Origin of the sequence: Nocardia australiensis, from assembly GCF_020733705.1 — a bacterium.
GTDB lineage: Bacteria > Actinomycetota > Actinomycetes > Mycobacteriales > Mycobacteriaceae > Nocardia > Nocardia australiensis.
This window is the reverse complement of record NZ_JAJFZM010000001.1, coordinates 299,047-317,396: the sequence shown is the minus strand read 5'-3', so window position 1 is coordinate 317,396 and position 18,350 is coordinate 299,047. Positions and strand designations below refer to the sequence as shown.

Genomic DNA, 18,350 nt, shown 5'->3' with positions numbered 1-18,350 from the left:
CGTGAAGTGCGGGCTCGAGTGGCCCGCGTCGAGGTGAACGTCTACTTTGAACCGGTGGGCTCTGAGCGTCTGTGTGTCGCGATGCTGACTCGCGAATACCCACCCGAGGTGTATGGCGGGGCGGGTGTGCATGTCACCCAGTTGGTTGCGCAGTTACGTCAATTGTCCGAGGTGACCGTCCATTGCATGGGTGTGCCGCGTGCGGATGCCGTTGTACACCAACCGGATCCGACGTTATATGCCGCCAATGCCGCGCTACAGATGATGTCCGCCGAACTGCGCATGGCCGATGCGGTCGGTCAGGTGGACGTGGTGCATTCGCACACGTGGTACACCGGGCTCGCCGGACACCTGGCCGCCACACTGTATGGAATCCCACATGTGCTGACGGCGCATTCGCTGGAGCCGCGCCGGCCGTGGAAGGCCGAACAACTCGGTGGCGGCTATCGGCTGTCGTCGTGGTCGGAACGTAACGCCGTCGAACACGCCGACGCCATCGTCGCTGTGAGCGAAGGGATGCGCCACGACGTACTCGACGCCTACCCCACGGTGGACCCGGATCGGGTCCATGTGGTGCACAACGGCATCGACGCGACAGTGTGGCACCCCAGCCCGCCCGAGCCGGACTCCCGCCTGATCCTCGACGAGCTCGGGGTGCGTACGGACCGGCCGATCGTCGCCTTCGTCGGCCGCATCACCCGGCAGAAGGGCGTCGGTCATCTGCTCGCCGCCGCGGCGGAGTTCGATCCGGACATCCAATTGGTGCTGTGTGCCGGTGCGGCCGACACCAAGGAGCTCGAGGCGGAGGTGTCCGCGGCCGTCGCGCGGTTGCGGCGCAGTCGCGGCAATGTGTTCTGGGTGCGGGAGATGCTGCCGACCGAGCAGATACGGCAGATCCTCGCCGCGGCGATGGTGTTCATCTGTCCCTCGGTGTACGAGCCACTCGGCATCGTCAACCTCGAGGCGATGGCATGCGCTACCGCGGTGGTCGCCTCCGATGTAGGCGGTATCCCGGAGGTGGTCACCGATCGTGAGACCGGGCGGCTGGTGCACTACGACCCCGGAGCGGCGGAGCAATACGAGCGGGGACTGGCCGCTGCCGTTAACGAGATCGCGGGAGACCCGGTGCTCGCCGCGGAACTGGGTGCCGCCGGGCGAGCACGGGCGATCGCCGAATTCGATTGGCTGCGGATCGCCGCACAGACGGTCGCGGTCTACGACCAGGTGCGCAAGCTATGAGTTACCACGGCCGGTAGCTCGACACCAGTACCGAGGCGGTGACCTCGACAGTCTCCGGCATAGCGGAGATTCGCGGATCCGCCGATTCCTCCGCATGGTGTGCGGACGGGCCCATCGCCACGACATTTCGCACATCGTCGTGACCGAGCTTCATCGAGTATTCGACGACGGTGCGATCGACGATCTCGAAGATGCCGGACATCGCTTCTGCCAGCCGTCGATCCTTGTCCGGGTCCACGGTCACCATGCTCAACGGTCCGACCAACTCGGCCAGATGACGTTCGGTGGGTGTCGCGACGACGAACCGGCCGCCGGTCGCGAGGACCCGCGCGACCTCACTCGGATTGCGCGGGGCGAATACCGAGAGCACCCGGTTCAGCGCGCCGTCCCGGACCGGTAGGCCGCGCCACGCGTCAGCGAGAATCGATGCTGCGCGGGGATGTGCGCGGGCGCCGCGCCGGGCCGCGGGTTTGGCCACGTCAAGCGCGATCCCACGGGCCCGGGGCGCGGCGTCGAGCACTCCCGCGAGGTAGTAGCCGGTGCCCGCGCCAACCTCCAGCGCAGTGCTGGGCGGGTCGTCGCCCGACGTCACGGCCGTGGCGACCGCGGTCGCCACGGGCGCGAAGTGATCCCTACCCTGAAACGCGGCACGCGCGTCGAGCATGGCCGCGGTGTCACCGGTCATCTTGGTTGACGCGCCGGTCAACAGGCTGACGTAACCCTGCCGGGCAATGTCGAAGCTGTGCCCGGTCGCGCAGCTCAGCACCCGATCATGTGACTCGAATCCGAGACCACATTCCGGGCAGGCCAAAAGACCGGCCACATCAGCAAGTGCCGTACGCATTTGCGGTGCTCCCGTGCCTGGTGTGGTCACGTGAACTGCCGCCACCAGGCCCGACGCCCGGCCTGCGGCGCACTAGCTGGTGACACTCTTCAGTTCGTCACCGAGCGCTGCTGCCTCATCCGGCGTGAGCTCAACGACCAAACGCCCGCCACCCTCGAGTGGAACCCGCATGACGATTCCACGCCCTTCCTTGGTTGCCTCGAGGGGACCGTCCCCGGTGCGGGGCTTCATGGCCGCCATCCTCTGCTCCCTCCAGATCTGCGCGGTATCCTGCGCACTTTCTTGGAACTCCAGTTGTCACCAACAGGTGAGCTCGCCGGTATTTGGCGAGCTACACCGGTCCTATTCTTCCCTATGGCCGGAGCGGACGGATACCTGAGTTCGAAATGTGATCGCTGGGTCGGTGTGCGGCAGGCCGATTCAGACCCAGCAATCGGTCAGGTGATCGTCGACCATTCCGGTCGCCTGCATCAGTGCGTAGGCGGTTGTCGGGCCGACGAATCGAAATCCGCGACGCTTCAATTCTTTTGCCAGAGCTATGGATTCGGCGGTAGTCGCGGGTACGTCGGCGATTGCCGTAGGGCGCGGTCGCGGCGGCGGCGCGAACGACCAGATCAGTTCGTCGAGGCCGATGTCGAGGTCGAGAGCAACCCGTGCGTTGGCGATGGTGGCGTCGATCTTGGATCGATTACGCACGATGCCGGGGTCGGCGAGCAGCCTGGCAACGTCCTCGGCGCCGAACTCGGCAACCCGGGCGATCTCGAAGCCGGAGAACGCAGTACGGAAGGCCGGGCGCTTGCGCAGGATGGTGATCCAGGACAGTCCCGATTGGAATGCCTCGAGGCACAGTCGTTCGAACATCGCATCGTCGCCGTGCAGCGGCTTGCCCCACTCCAGGTCGTGGTAGTCGCGGTAGAGCTGCGAGGACTCCGACCATGGGCAGCGGACCCGGCCGTCGGTTGCCGCGATGGCTTGTGCGGCGGTCATTTCGATTCGGGCGCGGCGGGGACCTGTCGCGCGAGGTCGCGCGCCTCGGCCAGCTGCGACTGCAGCTCGTCGATCCTGGCCGCCAGCCTGGTCAGTGCCCAGTCCACCTCGCCCGCCTTATATCCGCGGACAACCTGCTGGAACCGCAGCGCTCGCACATCCGCGCCGCTGATGCCCTCGGTGGGTAGCACGGTGGCCGTGGTCGCCTCCGGAAGTGGTCCAAGCTCCTCCGACCGCCCGAATATCGCGCTGGCGACGAGAAATAGGACCGTGGCCACCAGACCGACGATCAGCACGTACAAAAGCAGCGTGAGCATGGACTGCCCGCCTCTCCGCGTATCCAAGCCAGACTCAGGTGCCGCGACAGTGGCGTCGGCGGCCGTCTGCGAGGGGTCGATTCGTTAGCCCGTACCCGGCGAGTTACCCATGTACGCGCGAGATCAGTCGTCACCGGAGGACAACCTCTTATAAATGCCGGGTGGTGTCGATGCCCAGCGACATGCCCGCTAGCCCGCGGCGGCGTACGGCGAGTTTGTCGGCGACCTCGAGCAGAGCCTTGGCGGCCGGGTTCTCCGGATCGCTCAGCACGATCGGGGTGCCCTCGTCGCCCGCCTCGCGCAGCGACTGCTCGATGGGGATCTGGCCGAGCAGGGGAACGTTCGCGCCGACGGCCTGGGTCAAGCGCTCGGCGACCGACTGCCCGCCACCGGAACCGTAGAGGTCCATCCGGCTTCCGTCCGGTAGGTCCAGCCATGACATGTTCTCGATGACCCCCGCGATGCGCTGCCTGGTCTGCAGTGCGATCGCACCAGCGCGCTCGGCGACCTCGGCGGCGGCGGGCTGTGGTGTCGTGACGACCAGGATCTCGGCGTTCGGGATCAGCTGCGCGATGGAGATCGCGACGTCGCCGGTACCGGGCGGCAGATCAAGCAGCAGGACATCCAGATCACCCCAGAACACGTCGGCGAGGAACTGTTGCAGCGCCCGGTGCAGCATCGGCCCCCGCCATACCACCGGGGTATTGCCCTTGGTGAACTGTGCGATCGAGATCAGCTTTACGTTGTGCGATTGCGGCGGCATGATCATCCGCTCGACCTGCGTGGGCCGTGCGTCGGTGCCGAGCATGCGTGGAATCGAGTGGCCGTAGATATCGGCATCCAGCACGCCGACCGAGAGGCCGCGCGCGGCCATGGCGGCGGCGAGATTGACGGTGACGCTGGACTTTCCGACGCCACCCTTACCGGAGGCCACCGCGTACACCCGGGTGAGTGAACCGGGCTGGGCGAAGGGGATCACCGGATCGGCCGAGTCGCCGCGCAGCTGCTTGCGCAGGGCGGTGCGCTGCTCGTCGTCCATCACATCGAGTTCGACCGTGACGGCGCCGACACCAGCCACATCGGCCACCGCCTTAGTGACCCGCTGTGTGATCTCGGTGCGCAGCGGGCAGCCCGCGGTGGTCAGGTAGACCTCGATGTGGACATTGCTGTCGGCACCGATCGCGATGCTCTTCACCATGCCCAATTCGGTGATCGGTTTACGGATCTCTGGGTCGTCGACCTTCGCGAGGGCACCCCGGACATCCACTTCCGTAACCACTGACATGGCAGGAATTTTACGTTGCGTCAGATTCGTGGCAGCTGGCCGGGCTGTGGTGCGATCCCGCTGCTGTAGGAGGTTGCCCATGCCATGACGTTCGCGACGTAGGCCATCGAGTTGTTGTAGCGCAGGATCGCCTTGGTCTGCTGAGCGAGATCGTGCATGTTCAATCCGCCGTGGCACAGATACTTGCCGGCGGTCAGTGCCGCGTCGAAGAGGTTCTGTGGGTCGGCGATGCCGTCGCCGTTACCGTCGGCGCCGTATTGCTTCCAGGTCTCCGGCAGAAACTGCATCGGACCGATGGCGCGGTCGTAACCGGCCAGCCCATCCAGCTCGCCACCGTCGGAATCGTTGACGACGTGGTTACCGGCCAGGCTGCCGTCGAGCACCGGGCCGTAGACGGGCGTCAGCGGATTGCCGTCCGCGTCGGCCTTGCCACCGAAGGCATGTGTCGATTCGACGCGGCCGATGCCCGCCAGCATGTACCACGGCATCCCGCAATCGGGATTCTCGGCGGCCAGGGTGTGCTCGGCGGACTGGTATGCCGCGAACGCGACGCCCGGCATACCCAGCGGCCCCGGTGGCAGGGCGGCGGGTTCTCTACCGTCCGGCAGCGCAACGGTTTTCACGATCGGCGGCGCGGTGTGGCCCTGCTGGGCCATGGCGTTGGCGACGTATTCAACCGTCGGTTCCGGTTCCGGTTCCGCGACGGCCTCGGTTCTGGGTGCCTGATCGTCCGGTTCGTTCCCCGAAAGATGTTGCAGGACTGAAGCTGCTACCAGATTGGTATCGCCCATATCGGCCGTGGCGCCGACTGCCACGAGTCCAGCGGGAACCAACCCTGTCAATGCGATAACGGAGCTGCGCCTTACGGTCGCAGTCGGTGGTTTTCGGTGACGCCCCACTGTGCGGTGACCCTTCAATTGACTCGGACAACGAGCCCTTCGTGATGGACGAAGTAGAGGTTACCGCATTCGAGACCTTTTTGTTACCCCTTCGTGACCTGCTGTGACTGTGGCGAGACCTATTGCGGCGGAAGCGGGATCACGATTCCGAACGGCAGCGTGATGCCGGGCGCCGGAGTCGGTGCCGGGGCGACAGGCGGCGCGGGCTCGCCCGCTTCGTCAGGGCCCGGTTCCGGTGTCATGGACGGCGTCTGGGCCTGCGGCTCGGGAGTCTGCTCCGCTGGTTGTTGACCGGGCTGTTGGGCGGGCTCGGCCCCGGGGTGCGGCTGCGTGCACTCCACGGGGCGCGACTGTTGCTGCTCGTCGGGGTGCTGGTCGGGGGCATTCGGTTCCTCGCCCGCGCCGTAGGTCTGCCCGGGCGAGACCGGCTTCACCGGTTCGCCCGGCCGCGGCATGATGGCCGGAACCGCCAGTGGTTCACAGGGATCCGCGGGTTTCGGTGCGGGCCGCGGGCAGAAGATGCCACACGGAATCGGCGGCAGACCCGGGATGTTGATCATCATCTGGGTCGGCGTCGTCGGGTCGGTGGTCGTCGGGTCGGTGGTCGTCGTGGTGTTCGGCGGCAACTCGGTGGTCATCGTGGGCGCGATCGTGTTGGCGGTGGTCATATCCGGGCCCGCCTGAATGGGGGCCGCGCCCGGCGGGATGAGATCGGGCGAGATGCTGACCTGCCGGGGCGTGCCGCCGGTGCGGTAGGCCGCCGACCAACTCAGCACGTTCGCCGCGTAGGCCATCGAGTTGTTGTAACGCAATACCGCGCGCAATTCCTGCGCCGGATCGCGCAGGTCGAGGTTGCCCGAGCAGAGGTACTTGCCCGCAGCGAGCGAAGCGTCGAACACGTTGTGCGGGTCAGAGATTCCGTCGCCATTGCCGTCCGCGGCGTACTTGCTCCAGGTGCTCGGCAGGAACTGCATCGGACCGACGGCGCGCACGGCGCCGCCGTCCGCGGCTTTGATGATCTCGTTACCCGGCAGGGTGCCGTCGAGCGCGGGACCGAAGATCGGGTTGATGGTGGTGCCCGCGGCATCGGTGCGGCCACTGCTCGCGTGGCCGGATTCGATCTTGCCGATGCCGGCGAGCAGGCTCCAGGGCAATCCGCAGCCGGGCATCGAAGAGTCGAGCGCCAGTTCGGCATTGCGATAGGCGGCCAGCACGACCTCCGGAATCCCGAGCGCGCTACTGCCCACCGGCAGCACGATGTCGTGCAGCGGCACCGAACCCGCGAACATCGGCGCGCCGTCGGAGGGTGGTGTCATTGCCCGGAGTTTGCGGGGCGCTTCCGGCGTGACCGGAAGGAGACCAACTGTCCGGGACAATGGTGCGTCCGTGTCGTTGCTCGCCGCGCCATCGGTCCCGCCGAGACCGCTCGACGCCGCGAGCAACGCCTCCGGCGCCTTCGGTGGAGTGCCTGTTCGCGCGGTATGGGTAGCCGATCCGGCAGCGACAAGACCCACGACGACAAGGGCCGACACGGTTATCGGAGCAGATATTCGCATTCGGCCACACCAATCCTCGATCGTCGTGGGAGCGGGTGTCCGGGACATCCCCTGCCCGGCCGCTCTGGACAACGTGCTCCAGGTTACCCATCAGTCAGGTGAGTCGATGCGCATTTCCGGTCAATCATGAGCTAATGGCGGCCATTCCGGTCCTGTGGCCTGCTTTTGACCGGAGCTCTTCTTGCGATTCGCCTTGGTGGGTTTCTCGGAGCGAGGCCGTTCTTCCGAAGGCCCGGCCGCCGCTTCGATACGGTCGAGCACCGTCCGCATCTCGTCCAACTCGCGGCGCAGATAGTCTCGAGTGGCCACATCGCCGACCGCGATACGCAATGCCGCGAGTTCGCGGGCGAGGAATTCGGTGTCCGCTTTGGTCTGCGCCGCGCGAGTCCGATCCTCCTCCAACGACACTCGGTCGCGGTTGTCCTGGCGGTTCTGGGCCAGCAGGATCAGCGGTGCCGCATAGGCGGCCTGCGTCGAGAAGGCCAGATTGAGCAGAATGAACGGGTAGGGATCCCAGCGCAGCGCGACTACGGTCACGTTCAGGATGATCCAGACGATGACGATGATGGTCTGGATCGCCAGATATCGTCCGGTGCCGAGGAACCGGGCGACCCTCTCGCTGGAACGCGCGACAGCCTCGGCGTCCCAATCGATCCGAAAGCGCGTTTCGACCGGCGTCTCCAGACGTTGGCGCGCCGTGCTCAATCCGGATTTGGTGCTTGCTGGTTTGTCATTCATGTACCGCCAGCCCCTCGTGTAGCTCTTCCTGCTCACGCCAATCCTCCGGCAGCAGATGGTCGAGAACGTCATCGACACTCACGGCGCCGAGCAAATGGTTCTGCTCGTCCACCACTGGCCCGCAGACCAGGTTGTAGGTGGCGAAGTAGCGGGTGACCGCGGCGAGCGGGGCATCGGCGCGCAGTGGACTCAGGTCGCTATCGATCACACCGCCGACCAGGTGGGCAGGCGGTTCGCGTAGCAGCTGCTGAATATGTACGCAGCCCAGGTATCGACCGGTCGGGGTGGCCGTCGGTGGGCGCACCACGAACACCATGGACGCCAGTGCGGGCGTGAGATCCGGATTGCGAACCCGCGCCAATGCTTCGGCGATCGTGGTCGCCGGGGTGAGGATCACCGGCTTCGGGGTCATCAGGCCGCCCGCGGTATCGGGGGAGTGCTCCAGCAGCCTGCGGACCGGTTCGGACTCCTGCGGATCCATCAGCGCGAGCAGCGATTCCCGCTCGCCCTTGGATAGTTCGCCGAGCAGGTCGGCGGCGTCGTCGGGGTCCATGGCCTCGAGGACGTCGGCGGCGCGGCGCACCTCCAGGTGTCCGAGCAGCTCGACCTGATCGTCGTCGGGCAACTCCTGGACGACGTCGGCCAGCCGTTCATCGTCGAGTGCCTCGGCGACCTCCATGCGCCGCTTCTCCGGCAGCTCGCGCAACAGATGCGCGACGTCGGGCGCGCGCAGGCCCTCGAACTGCGACAACAGCTGGGTGACGTCCTGGCCGGGCCGGCCGACCTCGTACGGTGTCAGCCCGCTGACCTGTGTCCAGTCCACGACGTGCACGGTGCGGCGGCGGCCGATGCGCCGGTGCCCGCGCACCGCGACCCTGGTCACCACCCAGTCTCTGGTCCTGGCCTTCTCGATACCGAGATCGACCACGAACACATCGACGTCGGCGAGGTCGGGCAGATCCGGATCGTGCACGCGTACCGAGGAATCGACGATCTGCGCGAGTGCGAGAAGTTCGCCGGGCCGTTGCGCGAAACGGCGCAGGCTCACCGTGCCGGTATTCAGCGTCACCACACCGGGCTCGACGGCAGTCACCCGCAGCATCGGCACGAAAATCCGCCGCCTGGTGGGTAGCTCCACGACCAGACCGTGGATGCGGGGCTGTTGGCCGTTGTAGCGGATGGCCACAACAACGTCGCGGACACGGCCGATAGACTCACCGTCCGGTCCAAGTACCGCCAGGCCGGCCAGCCTGGCGACGTAAACCCTGGTTGCTGCCATGGCTGCCAGGCTAGAGGTTAGCGGGCGGGTGCAGGCACTACGCCCCGATCGGTGCGGGTGCGGTGAGACACGAATCCCGCGGCACTCGCCGAGTGCGAAGGAGTGACCATGAAGCCGCGCCGTTCGGTGCTCGCCTGTCCGGGCAGCAACCCGAAGATGATCGAGAAGGCCAAGGGCTTACCCGTCGACGAGGTCTTCCTCGATCTCGAGGACGCGGTGGCGCCCGCCGCCAAAGTGCAGGCGCGCGCGAATATCGTTGCAGCGCTGAATGATTCCGGCTGGGGTAACCAGCTGCGGGTGGTGCGCGTCAATGACTGGACCACCGAATGGACCTACGCCGATGTCATCACGGTGGTCGAGGGCGCGGGCGTGGCGCTGGATGCGATCCTGCTACCGAAGGTCACCGACGCCGGTCAGGTGCGGGCGCTGGACCTGCTGCTTACCCAGCTGGAGAAGGCGCATGGACTCGAGGTCGGGCGGATCGGCATCGAACCGCAGCTCGAAAATGCGCTCGGGTTGCGCAATATCGACGAGATCGCCACGGCGAGCCCGCGCGTGCAGGCGCTGGTCTTCGGGCCCGCCGACTTCATGGCCAGCATCAATATGCGCACCCTTGTGGTCGGCGAACAGCCGGAAGGCTACGACACCGGAGACGCCTACCACCACATTCTGATGACCATCCTGCTCACCGCCCGTGCCCACGGCCTGCAGGCAATCGACGGCCCCTACCTGCAGATTCGTGATGTCGACGGTTTCCGGCGGGCGGCCGCGCGCACCGCCGCGCTCGGCTTTGACGGCAAGTGGGTGCTGCATCCCGGCCAGATCGATGCCGCCAACGAGATTTTCAGTCCGCGTCAGGCCGATTACGACCGGGCCGAACTGATTCTGGACGCCTACGCCTTCCACACCTCCGAGCACGGTGGCGCGCGCGGGGCGGTGATGCTGGGCGATGAGATGATCGACGAGGCGAGCGCGAAAATGGCCCAGGTGATCGCCGATAAGGGTCGGGCCGCCGGAATGACGCGGACCACGCGTTTCACACCACCGAACGCTCGCTCGGAATAGCAGAATAGAGATATGACGAATCCCATGGGGAACGCGAACCGCGCCCGGCAGGGTCTGCCGACACCGCCGTCGGGCTGGCCGGTGGGCTCCTACCCCACCTACGCAGAGGCCCAGAAGGCGGTCGACTTTCTCGCAGACGGCCAGTTCCCGGTGCAGGACGTGACCATCGTCGGTGTCGACCTGATGCAGGTCGAGCGCGTCCTCTACCGGTTGACCTGGGGAAAGGTAATCGGCGGTGGTGTGGCGTCGGGTGCTTGGCTCGGCCTGTTCCTCGGCCTGCTGCTCGGTCTGTTCACCACCAGCGGAGCACTCGGACCGCTGTTGGTCGGCTTGGTCGGCGGCATTATCTTCGGCGTCATCTCCACCACGATCCCGTACGCGGCGACCAAGGGACAGCGCGACTTCGCCTCCACCATGCAGTTGGTGGCGGGTCGCTACGACGTGTTGTGTGATCCGAAGTCGGCCGAACAGGCGCGTGACATGCTGGCGCGGTTGGCGATCTGAGCGCATGGAGGTTGTAGACAAGGTTCGCACCGTGGTGCTGGACCATTTCGGTGTGGATTCGAAAGGTGTCGATTCGGCGTCGGTGACGTTCCTCGGGCTGGAGCCCATCGAAATACTTCGCATCCCCGGCGAGGAGCTGGTGCATTACGTGACGCTGGGCGGGTCGCGTCATCCGATGGGTGATCCCGGTGACCTGCACGCCGATCCGCTGCGCGGGCCGCGCGCCGAGTTGGTGCTCGCGATGCGGACCGGGGTCGGCCCGAGTGCGGGCCTGGCCAAGACGCTCGGTGTGCTCGTGGCCGCGCCTGCCGTGGAAGGTGTTGTGCTGCAAGCGGACGCGCTGCTGGACCTGGGTGAGCCGATGTGGCGGGACGCGCCGTTCACCGCAGTACTGTTGGGTGCGAGCGATATTCCCGAGGTGGTGCTGCCCGAGCCTGCCGAGCCGGTGCGATATCTGACCGTTGTTCCGGTGACCGCGACCGAGGCGGCGTGGGTGCGGGTGCGTGGCGCAAAGGCATTGCGCGACGCTTGGTCGGAAGCGGGGATCGATGTGCGAGATCCGGCGAGAGGCGCCGCGTCGCTGTAGGTTCGGGTCGCCGCAGGGGTTGCTCAGAGCCAGTCGTTGCGATGGAAGTTGACGAACAGTCCGACGCAAATACCGAGGGTGACCACGAGTACCACCCAGAATCCCCAGTTCGCCTCGAGCGCGGGCATATGCGTGAAATTCATACCGTAGATGCCCGCGACCATCGTCGGTACCGCCGCGATCGCGACCCAGGCCGAGATCTTTCGCATATCGGTGTTCTGTTGCACGCTGATCTTGGCGAGCGCGGCGCTCACCAGCTCGCTCAGCGACTCGTCGAAGTCGGTGATGCGCTCGGCCACCGCAGTGTGATGATCGGCGACGTCACGCAGATAGCGCCGAATCTCCTTCGGCAGTGGCAGATCCGGTTTGTGGCCGAGTAGTTGCAGCGGAACCTGTAGCGGATTGACCGCGCGCCGCAATTCGACGACCTCACGCTTGAGCTGGTAGATCGACTCGATGGTGACGGTGTTGCGTGGGGTGAAGACCTCCTCCTCCATCTCATCGATATCGTTCTCCACCGCCTGGACGACGTCGATGTAGGAATCCACGACATGGTCGGCGACGGCGTGTAGTACCGCACCGGGACCGAGCATGAGCTGCTCGGGATGGTTCTCCAATTCCTTACGGACACCGGCGAGTCCGGTGTGCTCGCCGTGTCGCACGGTGACGACGAATTCGGGTCCGGTGAAAACCATGATGTCGCCGGTCTCGACGATCTCACTGACGCTGTGCATTTCGTGTTCGACATAGCTGACGGTGCGCAGCACGAGAAACAGGGTGTCGTCGTAGCGTTCCAATTTCGGCCGCTGATGCGCCTTGACCGCGTCTTCGACGGCGAGTGGGTGCAGATCGAATACCTTGGCGACATCGGCCATCTGGTATTCGTCGGGTTGATGCAACCCGACCCACACGAATCCGTTTCCGCGATTGTTGACATCGGCCAGCGCGTCCGAATGGCTGAACCGGCCGGGCAACCGCCTACCGTCGACATAGACCGCGCAATCGATCACCGCGCGTGCGGTCGGAACCGGGATGTGCGGCAGTGGCGTCGCCGCGCGGGTTTGGCCGCGAAACGATGGTAGCGGCGGAATGGATGGCACCCGGTCGATGCTACGTCGCCTGCGGCCCCGTGATCACGCACTGTAAGACTGGAAGACGTGCGCATTGATCTGCATACTCACTCCACCGCGTCCGACGGTACCGACAGCCCGTCCGAGCTGGTTCGTAACGCGGCCGCCGCGGGCTTGGACGTCGTCGCGATCACCGATCACGACACCACTGCGGGCTGGTCGGAGGCGGTCGACGCACTGCCGAAGGGACTCACGCTGGTGCGCGGGATGGAGATGTCCTGTATCGGGTTGGGTGAGGACGGCTGGCCGGTTCCGGTGCATCTGCTCGCGTATCTGTTCGATCCTTCCGATCAGTGCTTCGCCGACGAACGCGAGCGACTACTGGCCGAACGGGTCGAACGGCTGCGGGCGATGGCAGGACGGATGCGCGCCGACGGGCTGCCGATCGATCCCGACGCGGTACTCGCGTCGGCGGGGCCGTCGGCAGGTCGCCCGCACCTGGCGCGTGCACTCGTGCAGGCGGGCGTGGTGCCGAGCGTGGACGCGGCTTTCGCCGAATTATTGGCGCCGCACGGGCCGTACTACGCCGAGAAAGCAGATACCCCGCTGCGTAAGGCCGTCGAAATGATCGCCGCCGCGGGCGGTGTCAGCGTGCTCGCGCACACCAGGGCACGTAAGAGGGGCCGCCTACTCGCGGTGGACGATATTCGCGATCTGGCCGCGCTCGGCCTCGTTGGGCTCGAGATCGACCATCCTGACCATTCCGCGTCCGATCGCGCGGTGCTGGGCGAGCTGGCGGCCGAGCTGGGTCTGCTCACCACCGGTTCGTCGGATTATCACGGCGCGAACAAAACTATCCGGCTCGGTGAATTCACTACCGACCCCGCGCAATTCGAGGAACTTGTCGGCAAATCCTCGGGAGTGCCGGTGATCGCCTCGTGAGAGTGGCGCGTGGGCTGAGTGGGATCGTTGCCGCCGGGGTGTTCGTGCTCATGCTCGTTGTTGTCGGCGCCGCTATCATTGCTGATAGACGGGATTTTCCCGGGCCGGGCGCGACCTCGGTGACATGGCATGTGGCTGCCGCCGCGATTGCCATTACGGTACAGATTTTTTCGGATAGGCATCGGGGTTTTGCGGCCATTTCTGGATCCGTGGTTGTTTTCTTGACTGCCGGATTATTGCTCTGGACGCAGTGGTGGAGCTGATATTCCGGTAATGGTTGCGGGCGGGTGAATTGTGGTCGAACATTTCTCTTTGTGACCGAAATAGAGACGGATGTACTGGTCCTGGGTGGCGGCCCTGCCGGGGCCTGGGCCGCCGTCTCCGCCGCCGCCTCGGGAGCCGCGGTGGTCTTGGTCGACAAGGGACGTTGTGGCAGCAGCGGGCCGACGGCCTTCGGGACCACCTCGCTGTGGAATATCTCGCCAGGACCGGCCAGGGACGACGCGGTGCGGCACGCCTATGCGCACGGCGGCGGCCTCGGCGATCCCGATCGGATGCTGCGAGTGCTCGAGGAAACGCACCTGCGTGTCGAACAGTTGGTGCGCTGGGGATTCCGGTTTCCTGGCACAGGCCGTCGTGGCGCCGGGTCGGCGAAGCCCTCGGCGGCCGGTCGAACGACACCGTGCGTGCGCCTCGACGGCGCGAGTTATCTGCGGCGGATGCGCCGCAGTGTGCTCGACGCCGGCGTGCGCGTTCTTGATCATCACCCCGCGTTGCAACTGCTCGTCGACCGTGATGGTGTGGTCGCCGGCGCCACGGGAGTGCAGCAGCACAACAGGTTTCGAAGCTGGACCGTGCGTGCCGGCGCCGTTGTGGTGGCAACCGGCGGTTGCGCGTTCCTGTCCGGTGGCGCGGGCACCAACGTGGACACCGGCGACGGGCTACTGCTGGCCGCCGAGGCGGGCGCTGAGCTGTCGGGCATGGAATTCTCCAACGCCTATGGGCTGGAGCCGATGCTGAATTCGAGGATGATTCCAGGCTTCGCCCTGCGCGCCGCGACTCTTTACGACGAATCCGGCGCCGTCATCATCGGCCATCGCTCGGCGGCCTTCGCCGCGATCGCCGATGGGCGCCGGGTGTATGCGGCACTGGAGGACCTCCCCTATGCCATGCGGTGCTGGTTGGCCGGCCGAGGCGTGCCCGATCAGATCGGGCGGGTGCCGGTACGGGCGGTGCTGGAGGGCACAGTGCGCGGCACCGGCGGTCTGTCGGTATCTGGGTCGGACTGCGCGACAACGGTGGCCGGACTCTACGGCGCGGGCGACGTCACCACCCGGGAGGCGATCACCGGAGCAGTCAGCGGATTCGGTGGACACGGTGGCTCGTGGGCCATCGCCTCGGGGGTATGGGCCGGCGCGGGCGCCGCCGGTTTCGCGTGCCGCAGGGGCAGACGCGGTCCGGTCGGTGCGGTGCCCGGCGCGGGCCTCAATCCGGACGCGCGCATAGATCCGCGTGCGGTGGTCGGATTGGTCCAGGAACACACGCTGCCGCTGCGGCGCAGCTACTGGCGCAGCGCCGGAAGCCTGCGCGACAGCATCGGTGAACTCGACAGCATGTGGCCTGGCGCCGAATTCGGTCTCGGCGGGAGCGGGCCGGATCGACTGCGGGCCAGGCAGGCCGCCGCACTGTTGGCGGTGGCGCGGTGGACTAAATACAGCGCGCTGGCGCGTACCGAGAGTCGCGGCATGCACCGGCGGACCGATCATCCGGCCGCCGCTGCCGATTGGCGGGTGCGGCTGATGTCGGGCGGGCTGGAGACGGTGTGGGTCCGGCCGGACGTGCGACGGCCCGAGGTCGAAGAGCCGGCAACGGTACAGCGTGCCCCCGCCGCGGCCGACCTCACCGCGGCCGATCCACTGCCGTTGTGACAGTTCGCCTGCCACCGCCGCGAGGTGCGAGTTTCCGCTTACCTGTGGGTAATTCCTGCGATTTACGCTCGGAGAATGGTGCATGACCCGGGATCCGGCACACCGGCGACCGGGATCCGGCACGCCGGTTTGGCAAGTCGTCGCCCGGCTGGCAGAATGTTCCGGATTCCCCGCCCTCGCTACCGCCGGGTTCGGGAACTATCGAGATCGCCGCCTCCCGACGCACCGTCGCGACCCGAAGGTCTCTCCGCATGTTCCGTCCGGACCCACCTGTCCGGCTCCCGCTCTGCGGATCAGTGCCGCGCCGCGTGTTCGAGAAATCTCCTACGTCGTTCCGACCGCAAAATTGCCTCGATACGTACCCGTCAGCGCACTCGATGAGCGGTATGAGTCACCCGATACCTAGATACCCGGCGGTAACCGTTCCCCGGTTGTGCCCGACCCGAGCAGGAGTGAAATCGTGTCACCTGTGACTGAAGCACCGAATGCCACTGCTAGTCTCTCCGAGATCACCCATGACGAGATTTTCGCTGGCCATCTCGGTGGCAAGCTCTCGGTCGAACTTGCCGCACCGTTGGAAACCCAGCGCGATCTGTCCATCGCGTACACCCCTGGCGTCGCCCAGGTCAGCCGCGCCATCGCCACCGACGAGGCGCTGAGCAAGCGCTACACCTGGACCGACCGGCTAGTGGTCGTGGTCAGCGACGGCACCGCGGTGCTCGGGCTCGGTGACATCGGCGCGCGCGCTTCGCTGCCGGTGATGGAGGGCAAGGCGGCGCTGTTCAAGAAGTTCGCCGGCCTGAACTCGATCCCGATTGTGCTGGACACCAAGGATTCCGACGAAATCGTCGAGACGATCATCCGGCTGCGTCCGAGCTTCGGCGCGGTGAACCTGGAAGACATCTCCGCCCCGCGTTGCTTCGAGATCGAGAAGCGACTCATCGAGGCGCTGGACTGCCCGGTCATGCACGACGACCAGCACGGCACCGCCATCGTGGTGCTCGCCGCTCTCAACGGCGCGGCGAAGGTGCAGGGCCGTGACATCAATGGACTGAAGGTTGTGGTCTCCGGTGCCGGTGCCGCCGGTGTGGCCTGCACGAACATCCTGCTCGCCGCAGGTGTTCAGGATGTGACGGTGCTCGACTCCAAGGGCGTCGTCAACCGCGAGCGCACCGACCTCAATGAGGTGAAGGCCGATCTGGCGCAGCGCACCAACCCGCGCGGGCTGACCGGCAGCGCCGCCGAGGCGCTGGCCGGAGCCGACGTGTTCCTCGGCCTGTCCGCCGGTCTCATCGCCGAGGAGCTCATCGCCTCGATGGCGCCCGAGGCGATCGTGTTCGCCATGTCCAACCCGGACCCGGAGATTCACCCCGAGGTGGCTGGCAAGTACGCCGCGATCGTGGCCACCGGCCGTAGCGACTTCCCGAACCAGATCAACAATGTGCTGGCCTTCCCCGGCGTGTTCAAGGGTGCTCTCGACGCGGGCGCACGCCGTATTACCGAGGGCATGAAGATCGCCGCCGCCAACGCCATCCTCGGTGTGGTCGCCGACGAACTCGGTCCGGAGAAGATCGTCCCGAGCCCGCTCGACCCGCGCGTCGCCCCGGCGGTCGCCGAGGCGGTCGCCGCTGCCGCGCGCGCCGAGGGTGTCGCGTAACCACGGGTTTTCTACAGCGAAGGGCGTCTCGTTCGACGAACGAGACGCCCTTCGCTGTATCCGGAATGGTCAGTCGGCGGTCCGCACGATGGCGGCAGGCGTGGCCGTCGGGTTCGAACGACGAAGTCGGCCCGAGCCCGGTGCGCTGGCCCAGACCGTGAACGCGAGTAGCCCGTCGAGGATCATCGCGAGAAGGGCCACCAGGATGGCGCCGACGAGAACTCGGTCGTAGCGGTAGACGGCGATGCCGTCGAAGATGTAGCGACCGAGGCCACCCACGTTGACGAACGCGGCGATGGTCGCGGTGGCGATGACCTGAAGGGTGGCCGCGCGCAGGCCGGTGAGCATGATCGGCAGGGCGTTGGGGATTTCGACGCGGAACAGGATCTGGGTTTCGGTCATGCCCATGGCACGCGACGCGTCGACGACATCGGCCGCGACGTTGGCGATTCCGGCGTAGGCGCCCGCGAGCAGAGGCGGAATGCCCACCGTCACCAGGGCGAGCAGCGGCGGAATCAGGCCGAGACCGAGCAGCAGTACGAGGAAGGTGAGCAGGCCGAGGGTGGGCAGCGCGCGCATGGCATTGGCGAAACCGACGAGCACCGCCGCGCCGCGCCGCGTGTGGCCGATCACCAGACCGAGCGGAACGGCGATGGCGGCGGACACCACGATGGTCAGGAAGCTGTAGTAGAGGTGCTCGGCGATACGGTGTTCGATGCCCGCAGGCCCATTCCAATTCGCGCCGTCGGTGAGATAGTGCCATGCATCGATGAAAAGGTTCACGTTGCAGCACCTTTCGCCTTCACGGCGGTACCGTCGGCGCGTGCCCACGGCGTCGACCAGCGGCCGATGGCATACACCAACCGGTCGAATATCAGCGCCAGCGCCAGCGTCACGATGATGCCAGCGACGATCTCGTCCGGATAGTCGCGCTGATAGCCCTGGGTGAACAGTTTGCCGAGGCCGCCGACACCGATCAGCGCACCGACCGAAACCATCGCGATATTGGTGACGACCACCACCCGCAGGCTGGACACGAAAACCGGTACGGCAAGGGGCATGTCGACGGTGAGTGTGCGCCGCAGCGGGCCGAAGCCGACCGCGTCCGCGGCGTCGATCACGTCGGCGGGCACCGAATCCAGAGCCGTCGGCACCGCGATGACCAGCAGCGCGGTCGAGTACATGGTGAGCGCGATGATCACATTCAGCGGATCGATGGCCGAGATTCCGACCAGTGGCGGAATGATCACGAACAGTGCGAGCGAAGGCACCGTGTAGGCGAGGCTGGACACCGTCACCGTGACCCGCCGCAGCCAGGACACGCGACGGACCAACGCCCCCAACGGAATTGCGATGATCAGCCCGAGCGCCAGCGGCGTCAGCGCCAGGTAGAGGTGGGTTCTGGAGAAGCCCATGATCTCGGAGAAGTTGTCGATCAGGTACTTCACGCGCCG

20 protein-coding genes are annotated in these 18,350 nt (G+C 66.3%); 8 read left to right on the top strand and 12 right to left on the bottom strand.

Annotation, left to right across the window (positions count from 1 at the left end):
• Positions 1 to 69 precede the first annotated feature (69 nt).
• Entirely contained in the window at positions 70 to 1,239 is a 1,170-nt protein-coding gene (gene glgA, locus LKE06_RS01495) for a glycogen synthase (protein WP_227999233.1), read from the top strand.
• Between the two features lies 1 nt (position 1,240).
• Here glgA and LKE06_RS01490 read toward each other — a convergent pair whose 3' ends face one another.
• The 9 genes from LKE06_RS01490 to LKE06_RS01450 form a co-directional block, all read right to left on the bottom strand.
• On the bottom strand, positions 1,241 to 2,083 hold the full coding sequence (locus tag LKE06_RS01490) for a putative RNA methyltransferase (RefSeq protein WP_227996511.1): 843 nt from the start codon (positions 2,081 to 2,083) through the stop codon (positions 1,241 to 1,243).
• Between the two features lie 72 nt (positions 2,084 to 2,155).
• Positions 2,156 to 2,323: a DUF3117 domain-containing protein gene (locus LKE06_RS01485; protein WP_011211259.1), complete on the bottom strand. Its 168-nt coding sequence runs from the start codon at positions 2,321 to 2,323 to the stop codon at positions 2,156 to 2,158.
• Between the two features lie 180 nt (positions 2,324 to 2,503).
• A complete protein-coding gene (locus tag LKE06_RS01480; protein ID WP_227996509.1) occupies positions 2,504 to 3,070 on the bottom strand; it encodes a DNA-3-methyladenine glycosylase I in 567 nt (188 codons plus the stop codon).
• Positions 3,067 to 3,387 (bottom strand): DivIVA domain-containing protein, encoded by a 321-nt coding sequence (locus LKE06_RS01475; protein WP_227996507.1) that lies wholly within the window; start codon positions 3,385 to 3,387, stop codon positions 3,067 to 3,069. The genes LKE06_RS01480 and LKE06_RS01475 overlap by 4 nt, the downstream gene beginning before the upstream one ends.
• Positions 3,388 to 3,535: 148 nt before the next feature.
• The gene (locus LKE06_RS01470) at positions 3,536 to 4,672 is read right to left on the bottom strand and encodes an Mrp/NBP35 family ATP-binding protein (protein WP_227996505.1); all 1,137 of its coding nucleotides are present in this window, start codon (positions 4,670 to 4,672) and stop codon (positions 3,536 to 3,538) included.
• A gap of 20 nt (positions 4,673 to 4,692) precedes the next feature.
• Entirely contained in the window at positions 4,693 to 5,571 is an 879-nt protein-coding gene (locus LKE06_RS01465; RefSeq protein WP_227996503.1) for a lytic transglycosylase domain-containing protein, read from the bottom strand.
• Positions 5,572 to 5,690: 119 nt separating this feature from the next.
• On the bottom strand, positions 5,691 to 6,887 hold the full coding sequence (locus tag LKE06_RS01460; protein ID WP_227996501.1) for a lytic transglycosylase domain-containing protein: 1,197 nt from the start codon (positions 6,885 to 6,887) through the stop codon (positions 5,691 to 5,693).
• Between the two features lie 360 nt (positions 6,888 to 7,247).
• The gene (locus LKE06_RS01455) at positions 7,248 to 7,865 is read right to left on the bottom strand and encodes a DUF1003 domain-containing protein (protein WP_227996499.1); all 618 of its coding nucleotides are present in this window, start codon (positions 7,863 to 7,865) and stop codon (positions 7,248 to 7,250) included.
• Positions 7,858 to 9,144, bottom strand: coding sequence for a magnesium transporter MgtE N-terminal domain-containing protein (locus LKE06_RS01450; protein ID WP_227996497.1), 1,287 nt, complete (start codon positions 9,142 to 9,144; stop codon positions 7,858 to 7,860). Before LKE06_RS01450 ends, LKE06_RS01455 begins: the two co-directional genes overlap by 8 nt.
• Positions 9,145 to 9,252: 108 nt before the next feature.
• Between LKE06_RS01450 and LKE06_RS01445 the strand changes: the two genes are divergently transcribed.
• The 3 genes from LKE06_RS01445 to LKE06_RS01435 are packed head-to-tail and all read left to right on the top strand — an operon-like array spanning position 9,253 to position 11,299.
• Positions 9,253 to 10,209 carry an HpcH/HpaI aldolase/citrate lyase family protein gene (locus LKE06_RS01445; protein WP_227996495.1) on the top strand — a complete coding sequence of 319 codons (957 nt, stop codon included), beginning with the start codon at positions 9,253 to 9,255 and terminating at the stop codon, positions 10,207 to 10,209.
• A gap of 12 nt (positions 10,210 to 10,221) precedes the next feature.
• The gene (locus LKE06_RS01440) at positions 10,222 to 10,713 is read left to right on the top strand and encodes a YflT domain-containing protein (protein ID WP_227996494.1); all 492 of its coding nucleotides are present in this window, start codon (positions 10,222 to 10,224) and stop codon (positions 10,711 to 10,713) included.
• Between the two features lie 4 nt (positions 10,714 to 10,717).
• Positions 10,718 to 11,299, top strand: a complete 582-nt coding sequence (locus LKE06_RS01435) for a suppressor of fused domain protein (protein ID WP_227996493.1) — start codon at positions 10,718 to 10,720, stop codon at positions 11,297 to 11,299.
• Positions 11,300 to 11,322: 23 nt separating this feature from the next.
• On the opposite strand, the gene LKE06_RS01430 is transcribed toward LKE06_RS01435, so the two are convergent.
• Positions 11,323 to 12,399: a magnesium and cobalt transport protein CorA gene (locus tag LKE06_RS01430; RefSeq protein WP_227996492.1), complete on the bottom strand. Its 1,077-nt coding sequence runs from the start codon at positions 12,397 to 12,399 to the stop codon at positions 11,323 to 11,325.
• 57 nt (positions 12,400 to 12,456) lie between these two features.
• On the opposite strand from LKE06_RS01430, the gene LKE06_RS01425 reads away from it, so the two are divergent.
• The 4 genes from LKE06_RS01425 (at position 12,457) to LKE06_RS01410 (ending at position 16,896) form a co-directional block, all read left to right on the top strand.
• The gene (locus LKE06_RS01425) at positions 12,457 to 13,311 is read left to right on the top strand and encodes a PHP domain-containing protein (RefSeq protein WP_227996491.1); all 855 of its coding nucleotides are present in this window, start codon (positions 12,457 to 12,459) and stop codon (positions 13,309 to 13,311) included.
• Positions 13,312 to 13,361: 50 nt separating this feature from the next.
• Complete coding sequence (locus LKE06_RS01420) at positions 13,362 to 13,574, top strand: hypothetical protein (protein WP_227996490.1); 213 nt, start codon at positions 13,362 to 13,364, stop codon at positions 13,572 to 13,574.
• A gap of 51 nt (positions 13,575 to 13,625) precedes the next feature.
• Complete coding sequence (locus LKE06_RS01415) at positions 13,626 to 15,239, top strand: FAD-dependent oxidoreductase (protein WP_227996488.1); 1,614 nt, start codon at positions 13,626 to 13,628, stop codon at positions 15,237 to 15,239.
• A gap of 460 nt (positions 15,240 to 15,699) precedes the next feature.
• The gene (locus LKE06_RS01410) at positions 15,700 to 16,896 is read left to right on the top strand and encodes an NAD(P)-dependent malic enzyme (protein ID WP_372477271.1); all 1,197 of its coding nucleotides are present in this window, start codon (positions 15,700 to 15,702) and stop codon (positions 16,894 to 16,896) included.
• 69 nt (positions 16,897 to 16,965) lie between these two features.
• On the opposite strand, the gene LKE06_RS01405 is transcribed toward LKE06_RS01410, so the two are convergent.
• Both LKE06_RS01405 and LKE06_RS01400 read right to left on the bottom strand, forming a co-directional pair.
• Entirely contained in the window at positions 16,966 to 17,679 is a 714-nt protein-coding gene (locus LKE06_RS01405) for an ABC transporter permease (RefSeq protein ID WP_227996485.1), read from the bottom strand.
• Complete coding sequence (locus tag LKE06_RS01400; protein ID WP_308188276.1) at positions 17,676 to 18,344, bottom strand: ABC transporter permease; 669 nt, start codon at positions 18,342 to 18,344, stop codon at positions 17,676 to 17,678. Before LKE06_RS01400 ends, LKE06_RS01405 begins: the two co-directional genes overlap by 4 nt.
• Between the last annotated feature and the right edge of the window lie 6 nt (positions 18,345 to 18,350).

Bases quoted from the DNA above. Each gene is read 5' to 3' on its own strand.
- LKE06_RS01460 (WP_227996501.1), bottom strand. From the start codon at position 6,887: ATGACACCACCCTCCGACGGCGCGCCGATGTTCGCGGGTTCGGTGCCG.
- LKE06_RS01450 (WP_227996497.1), bottom strand. From the start codon at position 9,144: ATGGCAGCAACCAGGGTTTACGTCGCCAGGCTGGCCGGCCTGGCGGTA.
- LKE06_RS01445 (WP_227996495.1), top strand. From the start codon at position 9,253: ATGAAGCCGCGCCGTTCGGTGCTCGCCTGTCCGGGCAGCAACCCGAAG.
- LKE06_RS01485 (WP_011211259.1), bottom strand. From the start codon at position 2,323: ATGGCGGCCATGAAGCCCCGCACCGGGGACGGTCCCCTCGAGGCAACC.
- LKE06_RS01490 (WP_227996511.1), bottom strand. From the start codon at position 2,083: ATGCGTACGGCACTTGCTGATGTGGCCGGTCTTTTGGCCTGCCCGGAA.
- LKE06_RS01470 (WP_227996505.1), bottom strand. From the start codon at position 4,672: ATGTCAGTGGTTACGGAAGTGGATGTCCGGGGTGCCCTCGCGAAGGTC.
- LKE06_RS01435 (WP_227996493.1), top strand. From the start codon at position 10,718: ATGGAGGTTGTAGACAAGGTTCGCACCGTGGTGCTGGACCATTTCGGT.
- LKE06_RS01480 (WP_227996509.1), bottom strand. From the start codon at position 3,070: ATGACCGCCGCACAAGCCATCGCGGCAACCGACGGCCGGGTCCGCTGC.
- LKE06_RS01475 (WP_227996507.1), bottom strand. From the start codon at position 3,387: ATGCTCACGCTGCTTTTGTACGTGCTGATCGTCGGTCTGGTGGCCACG.
- LKE06_RS01420 (WP_227996490.1), top strand. From the start codon at position 13,362: ATGCTCGTTGTTGTCGGCGCCGCTATCATTGCTGATAGACGGGATTTT.
- LKE06_RS01440 (WP_227996494.1), top strand. From the start codon at position 10,222: ATGACGAATCCCATGGGGAACGCGAACCGCGCCCGGCAGGGTCTGCCG.
- LKE06_RS01455 (WP_227996499.1), bottom strand. From the start codon at position 7,865: ATGAATGACAAACCAGCAAGCACCAAATCCGGATTGAGCACGGCGCGC.